This is a genomic window from Streptococcus mitis NCTC 12261 (assembly GCF_000148585.2).
GTDB lineage: Bacteria > Bacillota > Bacilli > Lactobacillales > Streptococcaceae > Streptococcus > Streptococcus mitis.
This window is the reverse complement of the sequence record NZ_CP028414.1, coordinates 412927-431894: the sequence shown is the minus strand read 5'-3', so window position 1 is coordinate 431894 and position 18968 is coordinate 412927. Positions and strand designations below refer to the sequence as shown.

Below are 18968 nucleotides of genomic sequence, written 5' to 3'. Positions count from 1 at the left end.
TATCCTATTTTATTCCAGTTCCGGAACCACCCAGACCTTGAACAATATATTTCTGAGCGACTACATAGACCAAAATCAACGGAATCGTTGAAATAGTTAATACAGCCATTACCTGATTGATATAAACTGGTTGAGTTGTATTAATAGTTGTAATTGCAACCTGCATTGAAAATTTAGAAGAATCTGTCAAAACCATCAATGGCCAAATATAATCATTCCAGCTTGAAATAAATGATAAAACACCAACTGTAGCAACTGCAGGTTTAGACATTGGAAGCATAATTCTAAAGAAAATTCTAACGATACTTGCTCCGTCCATCTTTGCAGACTCAAGAATCTCTTCTGGAATTGCAATAAAGAAATTCCTAAATAAGTAAATATTAAATACACTCGCCAATCCTGGAATAATAACTGCAAGACGATTATTGACCAAACCTAAGGAATTGATAATGGTAAATTGTGGAATTAACACAGTTTCTACTGGAATAATAAGTAAAGCAAGTAAGAAACCAAATAGAATTTTCTTACCTGAAAAATTTACTTTTGCAAAAGCGAAACCGGCCAGTGCATTGACAATAATAGAACCAATAGCAAACGTTCCAGCATAAAAAATGCTGTTCCCTAGATATGTAAAAATACTAAAGCGCTCAAATACTTCCTGATAAGGTTTAAACCAATCAGCGGGATTTAAACTTGGTAAGAAGGCTTGCCAACTAGTCAAATTTTTATAAACATCCGCTTCTGGCTTCATAGCTGAAACTACCATCCAAACCATAGGAAAAAGGAAGAGTCCTGCCAATAAAGTTAACAGAATATATTCTAAGATTGTTGTTGGTTTAAATCGTTTCATCTTAGTCATCCTCCTTCAGAACTCGACGTTGTACTAAGCTAATCATACCAATTAACGTTGTAAATACTAAAGCGATTGAGCTAGAATATCCTACAAGACGATCAGTAAAACCTTGTTGATAAATATAGTACACCATAGTAATTGTTGAGTTTAATGGCCCACCTTGCGTCATAACCATTGGTTGTACAATCAGCTTAAAAGCAGAAATTAAAGTTGTTAACAATACAAACAGTGCTGTTGGTTTTAGTAGGGGCATCGTGATATAACGAAACTGAGCCCATTTTGAGAATCCATCCAATTCAGCAGCTTCATATACATCTTGTGGAATATTCTGCATTCCTCCTAAAAATAAAAGCATCTGATAACCTGCACCCTGCCAAGCAGAAACAAAAACAATTGCATACATAGCTTGTTTAGGACTAGTCAAGAAAGGTTGAGAAGCAATACCTACCTTATTTAAAATAGCATTTAATAAGCCACTATTTGGATTTAAAAGATAAAGCCAAAGAATAGAAATAACTACCAAGGACATGACAACTGGAGCAAAAAAAGCCACTTTAAAAAACATATTCCCTTTGCGCTTTTTATTAACAATCAAAGCCATTCCTAAGGCTGCTCCCAATTGAACTGGAATAATCCAAACAACAAATTTCAACGTATTCAAGAAGCTCTTTAAGAAAATCGGATCCTTTATTAATCGAATAAAATTTTCAAGTCCAACAAATTTTCTTTCATCTGGTGTCAACAAATAATAATCTGTAAAAGCGTAATAAATGACCATTCCAACTGGAATTACTAAAAAGATACCTAATAAAATTAAAGCTGGAGCTAAAAAACTATAACCTAGTATGTTATCCTTTATTTTTTCACGTCTTTTTGTATCCACAACAGTTTCTTTACTCATATCCATCTCCTTTAATCATATATATCAAACTAGGCTATTAACAAGAAAGGGGAAGGTAGTTCCAAATATTTTCCTTCCTCCTTCCTTTTTACAGATTATTTGAGTGACTGATCAATAGCAGTTTGCATTTCTTTTGTACGAGTATCCAAGACTTTTTGCACATTTGGATTTTCTTCATAATAGCTAATATCTTGCATTGCTTGTTGAAAAGCTCGAGAAACCTGAGGATATGCTACGACAACTGGGCGAGCATGAGCTGTTTTTGAATTTTGTTCCATCAAGAAACGCATTGGTTCGGTCACTTTATCTTTGATATTTTCAATTGTAGATTTACGAATCGGAAGGACCGAATTCCCCAAGCTAATAATTTCACTTGATTCTGTATTTGTAGCAAATTTAACAAATTCAGATGCTGCCTCTTTTTTATCAGATTTTGTCGTAACAGCTAATTGCCAACTACCTGAAGGGGATACTAATTTTTTCGTCTTACTAGATACTGGGTAAGGAAGGATACCAAAATCAATATCTTTGTAGTTTGTATTCATGTCAGCAATCGTCCAAGAACCACTCAAAAGCATTGGATACTCTCCTGTTTCAAAACCTTTTTCGACTGGACTAACAGTTGTGTAACCTTCTTTTACAAGATTTTGAATGAATTGAACTGCTTCTACACTCTCTTTTGAGTTGAAGTATCCTTCTGCCTTTGTTCCATCTTCGTTTACGACAGAACCATTATTTGACCAAATCAACGGCATATAAGCATATGGTAACATTTCATCGTTTGAATTAATACGAAAATCAATTGCCGGTTTGTTATAATGATCTTTCAATTTTTTAGCAATCGTATTAAATTCATCCCATGTCCATGGCTTTTCTAGCGTTGGAAGCTCTGATTCCGCAATTCCGGCCTCTTTGAACATTTTTTTGTTGTAATAAACACCAACATTCGATTCAGAAAATCCAAATGCATAGAATTTGCCATCATAAGTTCCTTGTTGTTTAATACTGTCCAAAACATCATCCATATTATTATCTTTTAGATAATCATCTAGCGGAGTAATCACTTTAGATTTTGCATAAGCTGCCGTATTTGGTCCATCAAGGGTAATAACATCTGGAAGACTATTAGTCGTGATAGCAGCATTAACCTTGTCTTCATATCCTCCACCACTACCACTACGAGGAATATACTCAGTTACAACCTTGTACTTACTTTTTCCTGATTGATTAAAGTTATCAACAACTTTTTGCCAAGCTTTTCCTTCATTGGTTTCGTCAGAGAATTGTACCCAGACTTTAATATCATTTGAAGAACTCGCTTGTTTTGAGTTAGTTCCTCCACTACAACCTGCAAGTATAGCTAACGATAGCCCCGCAACAACAGATAACATTGTACCTTTACGCATATTTTTCCTCCTTTTTGAAACGTTTCATTTATAGTTTATATTATAACAGCGCTTTCATTTTTTGTCAAGTGCTGTTTAAATTTTTTTTGTTGTTTTATCTCCCCAAAAATATGTGGGAATTACGATTCGTTTTTCTAGAATCTCTTCTCGCTTAATCATTTTCAGTATCATTGCAACAGATTCTTTTGCCATCATACCAATATCTTGAACTATTGTAGACACTAGATAAGATTGATCGACAGAAGTTTTTAAACCATCAAACCCAATTATCTGGTAATCATCAGGTGCTATTTTCCCCAGTTCTTTCATAACACTAATAACTCTCAGAGCCATCATATCATTTATTGTAAATATACCATCAATTTCTTTATGAGATTGCAAAAAAATTCTTATCTGATCTTCAGGATTTATTAAAGGTTCTTTCATTTCAAAATTATAGACATCTACTCCTAATTCCTTAGCTTTTTCTCTGAATCCTTTACTTCTGAGTATAGTCTCATTCTCATACATATTAATTGAACCAATAAAAGCAAGGTGCTTATTATCCCTTCTAACCAGTTCCTCTGCTGCAGTTTGTCCTCCTTTGTAATTTGCTGAAGTAACATAGCATACATTTTCCGAAAAATGTCTATCTATACTTACAAACGGTAAATCAGATAAAATATATTTGTCAATATCAGAATATGTAATACCAATAATTCCATCCACTTTATTTTGTTTCAACATTTCGATATATTCGATTTCATTTTGTGAATCGCTATCAGCGTTACAAATAAATAATTTATAATTATATTTTAATAACTCTTTCTCAACATGATAGGCAAACTCCGAGAAAAATGGATGCCATATGCTCGGAATAATCAAAGCGATAGTTTCTGTTCTATTCTTTTTCATACCTCGAGCATAATTATCAGGGATATAGTCCAATGTTTTTATAGCCCTTTGAACTTTCCTTAAAGTTACTTCTTTAATACCTTTTTCTTTATTAATTACACGTGAAACAGTTCCAACACTAACTCCTGCTTCTAAAGCAACATCTTTCATGGTAATTGATTTTCTTTGTTCTACCATCTTATCACCTCCTTTCAATATATAGTATCATGCAAACGCTTTTTAAGCAACTATTTCTCAATCATTTTTGTCCAGATTCTTTTTCCTATCATGAATAAAATCACTCCAATTATCTTTTGAAAATACTTCAATTTTCATGTGTAGACATCTACATAAAACAGGAAAAACCTTGGAATCAAGGCTTTTTCGTATCTTCTACAAAAAAAGCAAGAGATCTAGAGGGCTATGAATCTAGATGTACATTTTGCTTAAATGATTGAATGTCTTTTCTTAACAAAAACACCCCAAAAATTAGATTTTTTCTGTCTAACTTTTGAGGTACAGTTCAAACGCGAAATAGCGTTTTTTTGTTATTTTTGGTTACTCATCTAATCGAATAAACATCATGGCATTTAACAAAGATATGAGTGATACCTTGTTTATATTATTTGAATATATCAGTCTCTTATTCTCAATCGGAGGAATAATAAAATTAGAAATGATGATATCATAAGGCGATTCTTCTAAAGATTCCTTTGATAATTCTAATTCAGTCCAAACTTCAAGTTCAAAATTGTTGCTACAATAATAAGAAAGTGTCTCTGCAACGGATTTTGCATGATACTGATCAAAATTACTCATAACCAGGAGCAGCTTTAACATTCTATGAGTTGACAAATTCATTGGAAAGCTTGTTTCCTTATATACCAATTCTAACAATTGAGATAGGGGCTCTGATGAAAAATTTTCAAATAGCCATTCTAGGAAATAATATTTTTCTGAAAAATATTGTGCAAAAAAGTAACGAATGTCTCTCTCATTTCCAATGATTTGAACAGGGGTCAGACTGATTTCAAATTGAAATTGCCTTTTAATCACTTTATTGATTTGGCTAATAATACGATAGAGCGAAGATGAACTGATATAAAATTCTTTACAAATACTCTCAGCTTGACAACCTTCATTAAAGAATATAAATTCTAAAATCGAAAAATGAGTTGAATCCTTAAAGAAATGATGGTAAACCATTTCAATATCACTATCATCGGTATTAATAATGCGTATACCATTAGTCGAAGAATGAAAAATCAAGTCAGGAAAAGCAGATTTAACATGGGATAGATCATCTTTGACTACACGTTCTGTACAATTTAATAACTCTGCTAGTTCAGAACGATGAAACTAACGTTTATGTTCAAATAATAATTCTAATTGCCTATGACTTTTTTAGATAATAAATCTCTCATGAATGTCTTTCTCTTTTTATAAATTATCGGATTTCACCTCTTGCAATTATACCACAAAGAATAGGTATAGCATGATATAACGACTTTTACTAAAATCCTTTATTTCGTATAATAACACTACGGAGGCAATATATAAACAATTTTCTTATTTTACCGTCTATTGAGGGCGTGAATACAGGATCAAATTCAAGTCGAAAGATTATATTTTTATTTTTAAAAATTTATATAATAGCAACAATCAAAGAATTTGATTTTTTTATATTAAAATTATATAATAACCAAAATAATTGATTTTTTTATATTAAAATTATATAATAGCGATAATCAAAGTAATTGATTTATTTTTTAATATTAAAATAGAAAAGGAGGGTAAGCAATATTGTGGTCAATCATTGCTGGAGGTCTTATTGGACTTGTAGCAGGTAGAATCACTAAAAAAGGTAGTTCTATGGGAATCGTCGCAAATGTATTCGCTGGTTTAGTCGGGTCATCTGTAGGACAATCCCTTTTAGGTAGTTGGGCCCATCCATCGCTGGAATGGCTTTGATCCCATCTATTGCAGGAGCAGCAATTGTTGTTACTGTAGTATCATTCTTTACAGGTAAAAAATAATTACTTGTAGAATAAACTATTTTTAAATAGATTAGACGGGTAAAAATAGTTTAATGTTAAATCGAAAGGATTGTATATGTCAAAAACAAAGAAAATATTTTTAATTATTTTCTGTATTTTAATCTTGACAATTTTCCTTCCTGTTTTGATAGATTATCATCAAGTTAGTGATCTAGGCATTCAGCTATTTAGCTGGAGACAGAATCATTTCGTTGAATTCTATCTCTCTAGATATATATTCTGGGGGATAGTGGCTCTATCAACTTTAGTTTTGTTATCGATATTAGTTGTGTTGTTTTATCCTAAACGTTATTTGGAAATTCAACTTGAAACTAAAAACGATACATTAAAATTAAAGAATTCTGCAATCGAAGGTTTTGTTAGAAGTTTGGTAAGTGATCATGGATTGATCAAGAACCCAACTGTTCATGTAAATTTACGAAAAAATAAATGTTTCGTTCATGTAGAAGGTAAAATTCTTCCTTCGGACAACATCGCTGACAGATGCCAACTAATTCAAAATGAAATAACTAATGGATTGAAGCAGTTTTTTGGTATTGAGCGTCAGGTTAAACTAGAAGTTCTAGTAAAAGACTACCAGCCTAAACCAAAACCTCAAAACAAAAAGACTGTTAGTCGTGTGAAGTAAGGAAGTAAAAAATGGAATGGCTTAAACAATATCGATATCCAATTATCACTGGTCTCATAGGCGTATTTCTCGCTTGTTTGATTATCTCCTTTGGCTTCTTCAAAACAATATTTGTATTGATTTTAGGAGCACTGGGAGTTGCAGCTGGGTTATATATCGAAAAAAACTATATAGATAAATAAAAAATAAAAATTACTAATTTAATTAAAGGAGTTTCATATGTCAAACGAAAAAAACACAAACACTAACGTAGAAAAGAAAGATGCTACTGCTGTAGCTCACGAAATCAAAGGGGAACTTACTTACGAAGATAAAGTTATCCAAAAAATCATTGGTCTGTCACTAGAAAACGTTTCAGGTCTTTTGGGAATCGACGGTGGTTTCTTCTCAAATCTTAAAGAAAAAATCGTTAACAGCGATGACGTAACAAGTGGTGTTAACGTAGAAGTTGGTAAAACACAAGTTGCAGTTGACTTAAACATTATTGCTGAGTACCAAAAAAATGTTCCAGCTTTATATTCAGAAATCAGAGAAATCGTATCTTCAGAAGTTGCTAAAATGACTGACTTGGAAGTTGTTGAAATCAACGTAAACGTTGTCGACATCAAAACAAAAGAACAACATGAAGCAGACTCAGTAAGCCTTCAAGATCGCGTATCTGACGTTGCTGAATCAACAGGAGAATTCGCTTCAGAACAATTCGAAAAAGCTAAATCTGGTCTTGGATCTGGTTTCTCAACTGTTCAAGAAAAAGTTAGCGAAGGTGTAGAAGCTGTTAAAGGTGCAGCAACTGGTGTAGTATCTCACGAAAAAACTCGTGTAAACTAAGATAAAATAAATATAACAGGAAAAATTATCATGTCAGTAGAAGAAAAATTAAATCAAGCTAAAGGTTCTATTAAAGAAGGTGTTGGAAAAGCCATCGGTGATGAAAAAATGGAAAAAGAAGGAACAGCTGAAAAAGTTGTTTCTAAAGTAAAAGAAGTTGCTGAAGATGCCAAAGACGCTGTAGAAGGTGCTATCGAAGGTGTTAAAAACATGTTGAGTGGCGACAATAAATAAGGCTAAAAGTTACTTTATCTTTTTAGTAACATTAGTCAAAAGAGTCTGAGTCAAGATGATTCTCAGAAAACAAAAAGCTAGAGATTTCCAATTGCGGAACTCTAGCTTTTTAATTTTGCCTCTTTCTCTTATTATATTTCAGCAGGTTGTTGACCATGAGTACGAATCCCATGTCAATTCTCACTTGGCGCTTACCTTTCAGATGACATCTCTTATAACCAAACAAACCTTTATCTGCCCAAAGACAGATTTCATATCAATCTTACGTTTAGCGAAAATTTATCTACCCTTGGAAGATAAAAGTGCCTGATATTCTTTAATTTTTAAACACTGGTAACGTTCATTCATATACAGTCCCTTTTGAGGGGCTGATTCAGGTTCATCATCGCAGTCAAGATTGATTTCAAGGCTGTTTGCTTCTATCTCCCCTTTTTCATGATGTATTTTCGTACAGGTGCTTCAACCACTTGAACGATTTCAAATCCTTCTTTTTGATAAAGGTGCTGGGCTGCTTGATTTGCTTCGAGGACATTTAAAGAAATACTACCTATGTCTCCATTTTCAAAGACCAAACTAACAAATTTCCTTAAAGCCTGCCTACCTAAGCCTTGTCCCTGTTTCTGGGGATTGATAAAAAATCTCCCGATATGAAGATTGCTGTCTTCTTGCCTGATTTTCTGGATAAGCCCCACAAACTCTTGTCCTTCAAAGATTGAAAAGATTCCTTCCAAATCTTGCAAAACTTGAATGGTCAAGGGAAAAGGAATCCTTGGTCCCATCCATTGTTCTTGAAAAACTTTGCCAAGGGAGTTGGACCATTGGCATACGAGCTGAGCATTTTCTGTGCTCACCTTTTCTTCAAAACGAATTGTCATCTTTGCCTCCCCATCTTATCTATGTTTCTCCATTATACTACTTCTCCTATTTTTTACGAATAGATAAGTATGATTAATATTTATTTTTTTCTTGTCGGGAGCATTCTCGCTTCCTTTCTTGGTTTGGTTATTGACCGTTTCCCAGAGCAATCCATTATCCAACCTGCTAGTCACTGCGATTCCTGTCATACTCCCTTGCGTCCCTTAGATTTGATTCCGATTCTCTCGCAGGTCTTCAATCGCTTTCGCTGTCGCTACTGCAAGGTTCGCTATCCTGTCTGGTATGCCTTCTTTGAACTAGGCTTAGGACTCCTCTTTCTAGCTTGGTCTTTGGGCTGGCTTTCCTTGGGTCAAGTCATCCTGATAACTGCCGGTTTGACCTTGGGCATCTACGACTTTCGCCATCAGGAATATCCCTTACTAGTCTGGATGACTTTTCATATAATCCTCATGGCTTTCTGTGGTTGGAGTCTGATTATGCTCTTCTTTCTTGTTCTAGGAATAATAGCCCATTTTATCGATATCCGTATGGGAGCAGGGGATTTTCTCTTTTTAGCTTCTTGTTCTATCGTCTTTAGCGTAACGGAGTTACTGATCTTGATTCAATTTGCTTCTGCGATGGGAATTCTAGCCTTTCTCCTGCAAAAGAAAAAGGAAAGACTTCCTTTCGTACCTTTCCTCTTACTTGCTGCTTGTGTGATTATTTTTGGTAAGCTACTGCTTGTCTGATAAAGTCCTGAATTGGCTCTCCTTGATGAAGAGCTTTTACGATTTTTGAACCGACGATAACGCCATCTGACACCGCATTAAAGCGTTCTACATCGGCTTGACTAGATACGCCAAAACCTGTCAAAACTGGGATATCGGCCACTTGATAAAGTTGTGCCAAGTGCTTGTCCAAATCTGCACGGTAATTGCCTGATTTCCCTGTCACCCCGTTGATAGCAACGGCATAGACAAATCCTTCTGCCCCTTTAATCAACTCTTTCTGGCGCTCAATTCCTGTCGTCAAACTAACTAGGGGAATCAAAGCGATGTCTGTATCTGCCAAATAAGGCTCCACAAAATTGGCATGCTCATGAGGAAGGTCTGGAATGATCAAGCCCTTAACCGCTGTATCTGCCAAATCTTTGACAAAGTTCTCCACACCGTACTGAAAGAGGGGGTTGAAGTAGGTCATGATGACAAGTGGAACCTCTGTTTCAATGGTTTTCAATGTTTCAACCAAAGCCTGGGTAGAGGTCCCGTGGGCTAAACTGCGCAAGCCAGCTTCTTCGATAACAGGTCCATCTGCAACAGGGTCTGAAAAGGGAATACCAACTTCAATAGCCGAAACACCCAAATCTTCTAAAAAGTGAATTGTTTCTCCGAGTCCATCCAAACCTTTCTCATGGTCTCCAGCCATGATATAGGGAACGAAAATTCCTTTTCCAGCTGCTTTTATAGCGTTTAATTTTTCTGTTAGTGTCTTAGGCATGAGCTTCTCCCTTCTTTGCTGCATCTGCTTCCAAGAGGTCTTTGACTTGAACCACATCCTTGTCCCCACGACCTGATAGACAGACAATCATGGACTTGTCTGGACCGAGTTCTTTGGCCAATTTCACCGCAAAAGCAATAGCGTGGCTAGATTCCAAGGCTGGGATAATCCCTTCCACACGAGACAAGAGTTGGAATCCTTCCAAGGCTTCTTCGTCTGTCACAGGGACATAGCTGGCACGTTTGATATCGTGGTAGTGAGAATGTTCTGGACCGATACCAGGATAGTCCAAACCTGCTGAGATAGAGAAGGCTTCAAGAATTTGACCATGGGCATCTTGGAGCACATCCATGAGAGAACCGTGAAGAACACCAGGACGACCCTTGGTCAAGGTAGCTGCATGGTGCTCCGTATCCACACCAAGTCCAGCTGCTTCAGCCCCATACATGGCTACTGACTCATCTTCTACAAATGGATGGAAGAGCCCGATAGCATTCGACCCACCACCAACACAGGCTACTAGAGCATCTGGTAAATCTTGACCTGTCAAGTCACGGTACTGTTGTTTGGCTTCCCTACCGATGACACTTTGGAAGTCACGAACAATTTCTGGGAAGGGATGAGGCCCCAAGGCAGAACCAAGGATATAGTGGGTGTCGTCGATATTTGCCACCCATGAACGAAGAGCTGCATTGACCGCATCCTTGAGCACGCGCGAACCGTCTGTCACAGCCTCGACCTTGGCTCCCAAAAGCTCCATACGGAAGACATTAAGGGCTTGGCGTTTGACATCCTCCTCACCCATGTAGATGGTACATTCCATATTAAAGAGGGCCGCAGCTGTTGCAGTTGCCACACCGTGCTGACCAGCACCTGTTTCAGCGATAATTTTCTTTTTACCCATGCGTTTGGCAAGCAAAACTTGTCCTAAGGCATTGTTAATCTTGTGGGCCCCTGTATGGTTGAGGTCTTCACGTTTAAGATAAATCTTGGCTCCGCCAATATGCTGGGTCAAGTTTTTTGCGTAGTAAAGAGGAGTTTCACGTCCTACATACTGGCGCAAAAGTTGGTTTAATTCCTCTTGGAAACTTGGGTCTGCCTGACTTTCACGGTAAGCTTTCTCCAACTCCAAAACTGCTGTCATCAATGTTTCTGGGACGAAACGTCCACCGAATTTTCCGTAAAATCCATCTTTATTTGGTTCTTGATATGCCATTCTTTACCCTCTTTATAAATCTTCTAATCTTTTCATGATCTTTTTGTCCATCTGTCTCCACTCCGCTCGATACATCTACTGCATAGGGAGTAAAGTGTTGAATTGCTTTTACTACATTGTCTTCATTAAGCCCACCTGCGATAAAGAAAGGCTGAGTTAGTCCTGTCGTATCCAGTTGCCCCCAATCAAAGGTCTGGCCACTCCCAGCCACAGGGGCATCAAAGAGGAGATAGTCTGCCTGAGAATTGGGCACATGACCCTCTCCATCCACCTGCACAGCCTGAATACTGGCACAAGGCAAATTCTCAAATAAATCATCTGCCACCTGACCGTGAACTTGAACCAAGTCCAAGCCAACGTTGTCAATCGTTTCTAGCAGTTCTGCCCGACTTGGTGAAACAAACACACCAACCTTTTTGACATCTGCAGGAATAAGCTTTGCCAGCTCGGCAGCCTGATCCAAAGTCACCTGTCTTTTACTAGGTGCAAAGACAAAACCGATGTAGTCGACTCCTGCTGATACGGCTGTTTCCACCGCTTCTTTGGTCGATAATCCGCAAATTTTAACCTTTGTCAATCTGCAACTCCTTGATTCTCTGGGCTACATCTTCTGCCTGCATGAGAGCTGTCCCTACTAAAATTCCGTTAAAGTATGGCGCTACTCGTTCCGCATCCTGCCCTGTGAAAATAGCAGATTCAGAAATGTACAAGCAATCATCTTTGAAATGTTTAGCCAAATCTACACTGGTCTGCAAGTCAACTTCAAAGGTAGTCAAGTTGCGGTTATTAACCCCAATAATCTCAGCACCAAGCCTGTGGGCCACTTCTAGTTCAGCTAGATTGTGAGTCTCCACCAAGACTTCCAGACCAAGCTCTGTCGCGTAGTCATAGAGTTCCTTGACACGTTCTTCTGACAAGGCAGCGACAATGAGTAAGATAACTGTCGCACCAGCATTGCGAGCACGGATGATTTGCTTTTCATCGATGATAAAGTCCTTGTTGAGCGTCGGAATCTCTACCTGACTGGAAATCTCCCGCAGATAATCCAAATGCCCTTTAAAGAAAACCTCATCTGTCAGAACAGAAATCATCACTGCGCCGTTTTCTTCATAAGTCTGAGCCTGTTGCACAATATCCACATCTAGATTGATATCTCCCAGACTAGGGCTAGCCTTCTTGACTTCTGCGATTACCTGTAAACGGTCTTGATGTTGTTTTAGATAGTCAGCTAAACGATAGGTCTGGCGCAGGGGCTGGATTTCCTCCAGCTCCAGCTCCATCTGCTCGACCTCACGCGCCTTCTGCTCCAAAATTCGTGCTAAAAATTCCTGACTCATTTTTGGTACTCCTGTAACAGTCTGAGTTTTTCAAGGGCCTTGCCACTAGCAATGACTTCGCGGGCCAAGGCAACTCCATCCTTGATGCTAGCTACCTTGCCATTAGCATAGAAACCAAGACCAGCATTCAAGACTGTAGTTTCCAAGAATGGACTTGGTTCGTTCTTGAGAACACTGAGCAAAATTTCTGCATTTTCCTGAGCATTCCCTCCACGAATATCTTCGATAGCGTAGCCTTCCATTCCCAAATCCTCTGGAGTAAAGCTTGACAAGGTGATTTCGCCATTTTCAAGAAGTGCGATGTTAGTTGTTCCGTTCAAGCCAGCTTCATCTAGCCCTTCTGGCCCAGCAACCACAATGGCACGTTTGCGACCCATATTTTTCAAAACCTGAGCTGTACTTTCTAGAAGTTCTGGACGACTAATTCCAAGAAGCTGTGTTTCCAAGGCCATTGGGTGAATCAGGGGACCAGTCAAGTTCATAATCGTTGGAATTCCTAGTTCCAAACGAGCTGGCATGATGTATTTCATAGCTGGGTGCATATTTTTAGCAAAGAGAAAGACGATGCCAGTTTTGTCAAAGACCTTACCTAGTTCAGCTGGTTTGAGGTCAAGGTTAATACTCAAAGCTTCTAGGACATCTGCGGAACCTGATTTAGAAGAAATCGAGCGGTTACCGTGTTTTGCCATATGAACACCACCACCAGCCAAGACAAAGGCTGCAGTTGTAGAAATATTAAAACTGAAAGACTTGTCCCCACCTGTACCACAGTTGTCCATGGCATCATGAATTTCAGTTGGAATATGTTGGGCATGCCCTCTCATGACTTGGGCAATGGCTGTGCGTTCTTCAGGTGTTTCCCCCTTCATCTTAAGAGCCAAAAGGAGAGAAGCAATCTGTGCCTCTGTTACACGCCCAGTTACGATACGCTCAATGACATCCGTCATTTCCACACCTGATAAATTTTCAAATTTTGCTAGTTTTTCAATAATCTCTTTCATCCTAGTTTCCTCACTTTACAACCTTCTCGATAAAATTCCGAATAGAAGACAAGCCATCTGGCGTTCCGATACTTTCTGGATGGTACTGGAAGCCATAAATCGGTAGGTTTTTGTGTTGAATGCCCATAATAGCTTGGTCATCAGTCGAACGAGCTGTCACTTCAAAGTCTTCTGGCATTTCTTCAATCAAAATACTGTGGTAACGCATGACCGCACGGCCATCCTCGATGCCTTGATACAAAACAGATGGCGCTTCAAAGCTGATATTGCTCTGTTTCCCATGCATGACTTTTGGTGACAAGCCTAACTTCCCACCAAAGACTTCTGCGATAGCTTGGTGACCCAAACAAATTCCTAGAATCGGCTTCTTGCCGGCAAAGTCACGAATCATATCTTCCATCTTTCCAGCATCAACTGGCCAACCAGGACCGGGAGAAAAGACCAGACCATCTGCTTTTTCAGCTTCTTCATACAGCTTGGGATCATCATTTCTCAAGACCTGTACTTCTGCGAAATTCCCAATATATTGGGCCAAGTTATAAGTAAAAGAATCATAGTTGTCAATTAATAAAATCATGGTCTTAGTTCTCCAATTCTAGTCATAGATTTAGCCTTGTTAATGGTTTCTTGGTATTCGTTTTGGGCGATGGAGTCGTAGACGATCCCTGCCCCAGCCTGCACATAGGCTGTTTGATTTTTGAGAATCATGGTTCGGATGGCGATAGCGAAATCCATATCACCCGTCGCAGACAAGTAGCCGATTGCTCCTGCGTATACGCCACGTTTTTCTGTTTCCAATTCATAGATGCGTCTCATGGCCCGAATCTTTGGTGCTCCTGAAACTGTTCCAGCTGGAAGTGTTGATTTCAAGGCATCCATAGCAGTGAGTTCTGGAAGCAAACGCCCCTTGACCACGCTGGTCAAATGCATGACATAGCGGAAAAGCTCCACTTCCATATACTTGGTAACTTGGACACTGGCTGTTTCAGATATGCGACCAATATCATTACGACCCAAGTCTACTAACATCCGATGTTCTGCTGTTTCCTTCTCATCCGAAAGCAGGTCTGTCGCCAAAGCCTTGTCTTCTTCATCCGTAGCGCCTCTTGGTCGTGTCCCTGCAATCGGATTGGTTGTCACGATGCCATTTTTGACGGAAACCAAACTTTCTGGACTGGCACCGATAATCTGATAATCCCCAAAATCATAGAAATAAAGGTAATTGGATGGATTGGTCACGCGGAGATTTCTGTAGAAGTCAAATGGATTTCCAGTAACTTCTGCTGAGAAACGCTGACTGAGTACGCATTGGAACATATCACCATTTCGAATCAAGTCACGAGCTGTTTCCACCATTTCCTCAAACTTCTGAGGAGCGATATGCGGTTTGAAGTCTAACGGAGATAGATCCAAGTCTTCAAATTCATTTGGAGCAGGAATGCGTAATTCCTCAAGCACTTGGTTCAAGGCTTCTTCCAAGTTTTCTTGACTACGCTCACTATAGAGAGCATCCTCGATGACATGGATTTTTTCCTTCTTGTGGTCAAAGACAATGTAACTCTCATAGACGAAGAAATGCATATCTGGCGTTCCAATAGTATCTTCAGGAATTTGACCAATTTCTTCATAAAGCGAAATCATATCGTAACCAACAAAACCAATTGCCCCACCACCAAAAGGTAGGTCTGAATGGTGCTGGCTCTTATGAGTCACTTCATAAAGGAAATCCAAGGGATCCTGATCAATCACTTTCCCATTTTGATAAAGAACTCCATTTGCAAACTTAATCTCAAAAACTGGATTATAAGCTAAGATAGAAAAACGAGCTGTTTCCTTGTCTCTCGGAATACTTTCTAAAATAACCTTGTGTTGTCCCTTTAGACGCATATAAGCCAAGATTGGTGATAAGACATCTCCATGAATGATTCGTTCCATTGTAATTTCCCTTTCAGTTCCTTATTTTTAATTTTTTATCTTTTTCTATTTCCCTTAAATAGTGCGGACGGGAGGTAAAATTATCCAGTGGATGATTTTAGAAATCCATTAAATGAAAGACTTAATTTTTAAGCTCCTCGCTCATTCATTTCTAGGCTCAGGCTAAAATAGTTCCCCGAACTATTTTACTCTCAAAAATTCCGTCCTATAGAAGCATATTTGCTTCTATAGGATACCACTATGGCGGGAAATATCTTTTAAAAGCTCACTTCGTTCGCAAATTTTTTGTAGCAATCTATTTAATAATGAACAATAATCTAAAACTAAACAGCTGAACCTATAATAGACATATAAAAATCCCCACGCAAAATAACTTGCGTGAGGACGAAATTCGCGGTGCCACCTCAATTATAGGATTTCTCCTATCTCTCATTCCTGTCTCAGATATTTCCTGTAACAGGCTGTGCGATAAAGGGCACTCCCTTGAGAATTATGTTTTTTTCTCTTGTTTCAGATGGACCCAACCTTACAGTTTTCTCTGCTTGTTTCCAGCAACCACAAGCTCTCTGTGAGAGAAAAGACTGTAATTTTTCCATCTTTTATTTTTTAGCTTCTAGGTAGTCTGCAATCGCAGCTACGTCCTTGTCTCCACGACCAGAGACATTGATGATGATAATGTCGTCTTTACTTAGTTTCGGTGCACGTTTAACTGCTTCTGCGATAGCATGCGAACTTTCAATCGCTGGGATAATTCCTTCAGTCTTGCTGAGAAGGAGGAGAGCCTGAACAGCTTCTTCGTCTGTCGCAGCCACATATTCCACGCGACCTGAATCTTTAAAGTAGGCGTGTTCTGGGCCAACCCCTGGATAGTCCAATCCAGCTGAGATAGAGTAAACTGGAGCCAACTCTCCGTCTTCCTTAAAGACTGCATAAGTCTTCATGCCGTCGACAATTCCGATACTACCTTTTGTCATAGTAGCTGCGTGCTTGTCTGTGTCAAGTCCATGTCCAGCAGCTTCGACCCCAACCAATTTAACTTCTTCATCAGCCACATACTGAGAAAAAGCACCGATGGCATTGGAACCACCACCTACACAAGCAATAACGTAGTCTGGTAAGCGTCCTTCTTTTTCTAAGATTTGACGGCGAGATTCTTCACTGATGACCTTTTGGAACTCGTGGACAATTGTAGGATAAGGGTGAGGACCTACAGCAGATCCCAGAACATAGAAGGCTTCAAGGTCATTCATCCATGCTCCAAAGGCTGCATCAACAGCATCTTTAAGGGTACGAGTCCCTGTTTCAACTGCGTGAACAGTTGCTCCCATCATCTCCATACGGAAAACATTGAGACGTTGACGTTCCACATCCTCTGCCCCCATGTAGACATCACAGGCCATACCAAACTTGGCTGCAGCTGCCGCCGTCGCAACCCCGTGCTGACCAGCTCCTGTTTCTGCGATTACTCGTTTTTTGCCCATACGTTTGGCCAAAAGAATCTGTCCTAAAACGTTGTTTAGCTTGTGAGAACCAAGGTGGTTAAGGTCTTCACGTTTGAGATAAATCTTAGCGCCACCTAAGTGGTCTGTCAAACTTTCCGCAAAATAGAGCGGTGTTTCGCGACCTGAATAGTCCTTTAAGTAATGGCGAAATTCTGCCAAAAACTCTGGATCATCCTTGTACTTGTCAAATGTCACTTCCAACTCATCCAACAAAGCCTGAATCGGCTCCGGTACAAAACTACCACCAAATTGTCCAAAATAACCTTTAGTTGTCATAAAATTTTCCTCTTTCTGTATTGGTTCCAAGATATGAAAAAAGCCCACACACAGAATCTACTTCTGCGTGAGGGCGTTGGTAACGCGGTGCCACCTCAATTATAAAGGGACTATCCCCTTTACATCTCTACCTTGTCTAACAACAAGTTGCACTGTAAGGTGTGCGCACCGAACTTTCATTGTTTCAAATTCATTTTTAAAATCAGCCCACTTTCACTACTTCCAACCACCTGTTCACAATCACCACAGGCTCCCTGAAGATCAAAAATAATTACTTTTCTGATTTATTGAACTTATTTTAATACTTTGTTTTTTCTTTGTCAAGACTTTTTTACAATTTTTTTGATGAAGCTAGTACTTTTTCAGAAACTGTTTTGAAAGTCTCAATGATATAGTCCACTTCTTCATCGCTTAATTTAGTGTGAAGAGGGAGCGTAATTTCATTTTCAAAGAAGGCATAAGCCTTAGGATAGTTCGCCATATCAAAACCAAGATTCTTATAGGCTGTCAAAAGCGGAAGCGGTTTGTAGTGGACATTGCTTGCAATTCCTGCTTTAGCTAATTCTTGGATAATAAGATTGCGTTCTTCTAAACTCGCTCCTTCTACATGGGTGATGTAGAGGTGGCGTGAAGATTCGACAGTTTCAGTCTTGTGTGCCAATGGATGGATACGAGAACCTGCAAAACCACGATCATAGCGGTTCACGATCTCCTTACGACGTTCTAGCAAACTTGGGTAGCGGTCCAATTGTACCAAACCAAGGGAAGCCATAATATCGGTCATATTACACTTGTAGGCTGGTGTGACGATATCGTATTCCCATGAACCCAGTTGCATCTTGGCAAGAGCATCCTTAGTTTGCCCGTGAAGGGAAAGAATTTGGAATTCCTTGTACATCTCTTCGTCGTCAATCGCTGGATTGGCTTTCCAAGTGGCACTTCCACCTTCTGCAGTTGTAAAGTTCTTAACGGCGTGGAATGAGAAGGAAGTAAAGTCAGCGATAGAACCAGCTGGTTGCCCTTTATAAGTAGATCCCAAAGCATGGGCACTATCAGAAACAATCACGATACGGTTAAAGGGCTTTTTGCCACTTGCTTGAAGCGGTAAAGAGATCACGTTTCTTCTCCACAACTTGGAACAAACGGTCGTAGTCGCAAACAATCCCTGCAAGCTCTACTGGGATGATCACCTTGGTCTTTTCAGTGATAGCTTGCTCAAGCAGGTCATAGTCCATCTCAAACGTATCTGCTTGGATATCCACCATGACAGGAGTTGCTCCCACGTGAGTGATGACACTACATGAAGCTGTATAGGTCATGGCTGGAACGATGACTTCATCACCAGGTCCCACTTCCAAGACGCGCAAAATCAACTCAAGAGCGGCAGTCGCAGAGTTGAGGCAGACGGTCTTAGGTGTCTGTGTATATTGAGACAAGCGACGCTCTAGTTCTTTTGTCTTAGGACCTGTTGTGATCCAACCAGAACGCAGGGTATCCGCTACTTCAGCAATTTCTGCTTCCGTAATATCGGGTGGTGAAAATGGAATATTGTAATTTGGCATTGATTTG

The 18968-nt window shown here is 39.1% G+C and carries 18 protein-coding genes, 4 pseudogenes and 2 other annotated features; of the genes and pseudogenes, 6 read left to right on the top strand and 16 right to left on the bottom strand.

Annotation, left to right across the window (positions count from 1 at the left end; all coding sequences use genetic code 11):
• Window positions 1–4 precede the first annotated feature (4 nt).
• The 5 genes and pseudogenes from SM12261_RS02390 to SM12261_RS02370 all read right to left on the bottom strand — a co-directional run bounded on the left by SM12261_RS02390 (window position 5) and on the right by SM12261_RS02370 (window position 5457).
• Window positions 5–850 (bottom strand): carbohydrate ABC transporter permease, encoded by an 846-nt coding sequence (locus tag SM12261_RS02390; RefSeq protein ID WP_000819520.1) that lies wholly within the window; start codon window positions 848–850, stop codon window positions 5–7.
• Window position 851: 1 nt separating this feature from the next.
• Window positions 852–1754, bottom strand: coding sequence for a carbohydrate ABC transporter permease (locus tag SM12261_RS02385; protein ID WP_000032530.1), 903 nt, complete (start codon window positions 1752–1754; stop codon window positions 852–854).
• A 95-nt stretch (window positions 1755–1849) separates the two neighbouring features.
• Complete coding sequence (locus SM12261_RS02380) at window positions 1850–3160, bottom strand: ABC transporter substrate-binding protein (RefSeq protein WP_001225466.1); 1311 nt, start codon at window positions 3158–3160, stop codon at window positions 1850–1852.
• 75 nt (window positions 3161–3235) lie between these two features.
• The gene (locus SM12261_RS02375; RefSeq protein WP_000230210.1) at window positions 3236–4231 is read right to left on the bottom strand and encodes a LacI family DNA-binding transcriptional regulator; all 996 of its coding nucleotides are present in this window, start codon (window positions 4229–4231) and stop codon (window positions 3236–3238) included.
• Window positions 4232–4591: 360 nt separating this feature from the next.
• Window positions 4592–5457: pseudogene (locus tag SM12261_RS02370) on the bottom strand (AcpB/EbpR/MafR family transcriptional regulator).
• Window positions 5458–5833: 376 nt separating this feature from the next.
• On the opposite strand from SM12261_RS02370, the pseudogene SM12261_RS02365 reads away from it, so the two are divergent.
• From SM12261_RS02365 to SM12261_RS02345, 5 genes and pseudogenes are all read left to right on the top strand, one after another.
• Window positions 5834–6069: pseudogene (locus SM12261_RS02365) on the top strand (GlsB/YeaQ/YmgE family stress response membrane protein).
• A 76-nt stretch (window positions 6070–6145) separates the two neighbouring features.
• Window positions 6146–6718: an alkaline shock response membrane anchor protein AmaP gene (gene amaP, locus SM12261_RS02360; RefSeq protein WP_000047598.1), complete on the top strand. Its 573-nt coding sequence runs from the start codon at window positions 6146–6148 to the stop codon at window positions 6716–6718.
• A gap of 11 nt (window positions 6719–6729) precedes the next feature.
• Window positions 6730–6900, top strand: coding sequence for a DUF2273 domain-containing protein (locus SM12261_RS02355; RefSeq protein ID WP_000455069.1), 171 nt, complete (start codon window positions 6730–6732; stop codon window positions 6898–6900).
• A gap of 37 nt (window positions 6901–6937) precedes the next feature.
• Window positions 6938–7546: an Asp23/Gls24 family envelope stress response protein gene (locus tag SM12261_RS02350; protein WP_000064112.1), complete on the top strand. Its 609-nt coding sequence runs from the start codon at window positions 6938–6940 to the stop codon at window positions 7544–7546.
• 30 nt (window positions 7547–7576) lie between these two features.
• Entirely contained in the window at window positions 7577–7780 is a 204-nt protein-coding gene (locus SM12261_RS02345; protein WP_000109960.1) for a CsbD family protein, read from the top strand.
• 109 nt (window positions 7781–7889) lie between these two features.
• On the opposite strand, the pseudogene SM12261_RS09750 reads toward SM12261_RS02345, so the two are convergent.
• Together SM12261_RS09750 and SM12261_RS02335 are read right to left on the bottom strand one after the other, a co-directional pair.
• Window positions 7890–8164, bottom strand: a pseudogene (locus SM12261_RS09750) (transposase); the annotation flags it as partial.
• 35 nt (window positions 8165–8199) lie between these two features.
• A complete protein-coding gene (locus tag SM12261_RS02335) occupies window positions 8200–8655 on the bottom strand; it encodes a GNAT family N-acetyltransferase (RefSeq protein WP_000155436.1) in 456 nt (151 codons plus the stop codon).
• Between the two features lie 69 nt (window positions 8656–8724).
• Here SM12261_RS02335 and SM12261_RS02330 point away from each other — a divergent pair, with 69 nt between their 5' ends.
• The gene (locus SM12261_RS02330; protein WP_000608383.1) at window positions 8725–9384 is read left to right on the top strand and encodes a prepilin peptidase; all 660 of its coding nucleotides are present in this window, start codon (window positions 8725–8727) and stop codon (window positions 9382–9384) included.
• Here SM12261_RS02330 and trpA read toward each other — a convergent pair.
• The 9 genes and pseudogenes from trpA to SM12261_RS02285 form a co-directional block, all read right to left on the bottom strand.
• Entirely contained in the window at window positions 9356–10132 is a 777-nt protein-coding gene (gene trpA / locus SM12261_RS02325) for a tryptophan synthase subunit alpha (protein WP_001127014.1), read from the bottom strand. The two genes, SM12261_RS02330 and trpA, sit on opposite strands and share 29 nt — an antisense overlap.
• The gene (gene trpB, locus SM12261_RS02320; protein ID WP_000331264.1) at window positions 10125–11348 is read right to left on the bottom strand and encodes a tryptophan synthase subunit beta; all 1224 of its coding nucleotides are present in this window, start codon (window positions 11346–11348) and stop codon (window positions 10125–10127) included. The genes trpA and trpB (SM12261_RS02320) overlap by 8 nt, the downstream gene beginning before the upstream one ends.
• On the bottom strand, window positions 11326–11925 hold the full coding sequence (locus tag SM12261_RS02315) for a phosphoribosylanthranilate isomerase (protein WP_000169924.1): 600 nt from the start codon (window positions 11923–11925) through the stop codon (window positions 11326–11328). Before SM12261_RS02315 ends, trpB (SM12261_RS02320) begins: the two co-directional genes overlap by 23 nt.
• Window positions 11912–12685, bottom strand: coding sequence for an indole-3-glycerol phosphate synthase TrpC (gene trpC / locus SM12261_RS02310; RefSeq protein WP_000076529.1), 774 nt, complete (start codon window positions 12683–12685; stop codon window positions 11912–11914). Before trpC ends, SM12261_RS02315 begins: the two co-directional genes overlap by 14 nt.
• On the bottom strand, window positions 12682–13686 hold the full coding sequence (trpD, locus tag SM12261_RS02305; protein ID WP_000658712.1) for an anthranilate phosphoribosyltransferase: 1005 nt from the start codon (window positions 13684–13686) through the stop codon (window positions 12682–12684). The genes trpC and trpD overlap by 4 nt, the downstream gene beginning before the upstream one ends.
• 10 nt (window positions 13687–13696) lie before the next feature.
• On the bottom strand, window positions 13697–14263 hold the full coding sequence (locus tag SM12261_RS02300; RefSeq protein WP_000601911.1) for an aminodeoxychorismate/anthranilate synthase component II: 567 nt from the start codon (window positions 14261–14263) through the stop codon (window positions 13697–13699).
• Window positions 14260–15621: an anthranilate synthase component I gene (gene trpE, locus SM12261_RS02295; protein ID WP_000439605.1), complete on the bottom strand. Its 1362-nt coding sequence runs from the start codon at window positions 15619–15621 to the stop codon at window positions 14260–14262. The genes SM12261_RS02300 and trpE overlap by 4 nt, the downstream gene beginning before the upstream one ends.
• 377 nt (window positions 15622–15998) lie before the next feature.
• Window positions 15999–16224 (bottom strand) — a binding site (T-box leader).
• A complete protein-coding gene (trpB, locus tag SM12261_RS02290; RefSeq protein ID WP_000208439.1) occupies window positions 16221–17399 on the bottom strand; it encodes a tryptophan synthase subunit beta in 1179 nt (392 codons plus the stop codon). It overlaps the preceding feature by 4 nt.
• 66 nt (window positions 17400–17465) lie before the next feature.
• Window positions 17466–17696: a binding site (T-box leader), on the bottom strand.
• 34 nt (window positions 17697–17730) lie between these two features.
• Window positions 17731–18961 (bottom strand): annotated as a pseudogene (locus SM12261_RS02285) (DegT/DnrJ/EryC1/StrS family aminotransferase).
• Window positions 18962–18968: the final 7 nt, after the last annotated feature.

Excerpts from the sequence above, each read along its gene's own strand:
- trpB (WP_000331264.1), bottom strand. The coding sequence starts at position 11,348 with ATGGCATATCAAGAACCAAATAAAGATGGATTTTACGGAAAATTCGGT.
- SM12261_RS02300 (WP_000601911.1), bottom strand. The coding sequence starts at position 14,263 with ATGATTTTATTAATTGACAACTATGATTCTTTTACTTATAACTTGGCC.
- trpB (WP_000208439.1), bottom strand. The coding sequence starts at position 17,399 with ATGACAACTAAAGGTTATTTTGGACAATTTGGTGGTAGTTTTGTACCG.
- SM12261_RS02355 (WP_000455069.1), top strand. The coding sequence starts at position 6,730 with ATGGAATGGCTTAAACAATATCGATATCCAATTATCACTGGTCTCATA.
- SM12261_RS02335 (WP_000155436.1), bottom strand. The coding sequence starts at position 8,655 with ATGACAATTCGTTTTGAAGAAAAGGTGAGCACAGAAAATGCTCAGCTC.
- trpC (WP_000076529.1), bottom strand. The coding sequence starts at position 12,685 with ATGAGTCAGGAATTTTTAGCACGAATTTTGGAGCAGAAGGCGCGTGAG.
- SM12261_RS02345 (WP_000109960.1), top strand. The coding sequence starts at position 7,577 with ATGTCAGTAGAAGAAAAATTAAATCAAGCTAAAGGTTCTATTAAAGAA.
- SM12261_RS02330 (WP_000608383.1), top strand. The coding sequence starts at position 8,725 with ATGATTAATATTTATTTTTTTCTTGTCGGGAGCATTCTCGCTTCCTTT.
- trpA (WP_001127014.1), bottom strand. The coding sequence starts at position 10,132 with ATGCCTAAGACACTAACAGAAAAATTAAACGCTATAAAAGCAGCTGGA.
- trpE (WP_000439605.1), bottom strand. The coding sequence starts at position 15,621 with ATGGAACGAATCATTCATGGAGATGTCTTATCACCAATCTTGGCTTAT.
- trpD (WP_000658712.1), bottom strand. The coding sequence starts at position 13,686 with ATGAAAGAGATTATTGAAAAACTAGCAAAATTTGAAAATTTATCAGGT.
- SM12261_RS02350 (WP_000064112.1), top strand. The coding sequence starts at position 6,938 with ATGTCAAACGAAAAAAACACAAACACTAACGTAGAAAAGAAAGATGCT.
- SM12261_RS02380 (WP_001225466.1), bottom strand. The coding sequence starts at position 3,160 with ATGCGTAAAGGTACAATGTTATCTGTTGTTGCGGGGCTATCGTTAGCT.
- SM12261_RS02390 (WP_000819520.1), bottom strand. The coding sequence starts at position 850 with ATGAAACGATTTAAACCAACAACAATCTTAGAATATATTCTGTTAACT.
- SM12261_RS02375 (WP_000230210.1), bottom strand. The coding sequence starts at position 4,231 with ATGGTAGAACAAAGAAAATCAATTACCATGAAAGATGTTGCTTTAGAA.
- SM12261_RS02385 (WP_000032530.1), bottom strand. The coding sequence starts at position 1,754 with ATGAGTAAAGAAACTGTTGTGGATACAAAAAGACGTGAAAAAATAAAG.
- amaP (WP_000047598.1), top strand. The coding sequence starts at position 6,146 with ATGTCAAAAACAAAGAAAATATTTTTAATTATTTTCTGTATTTTAATC.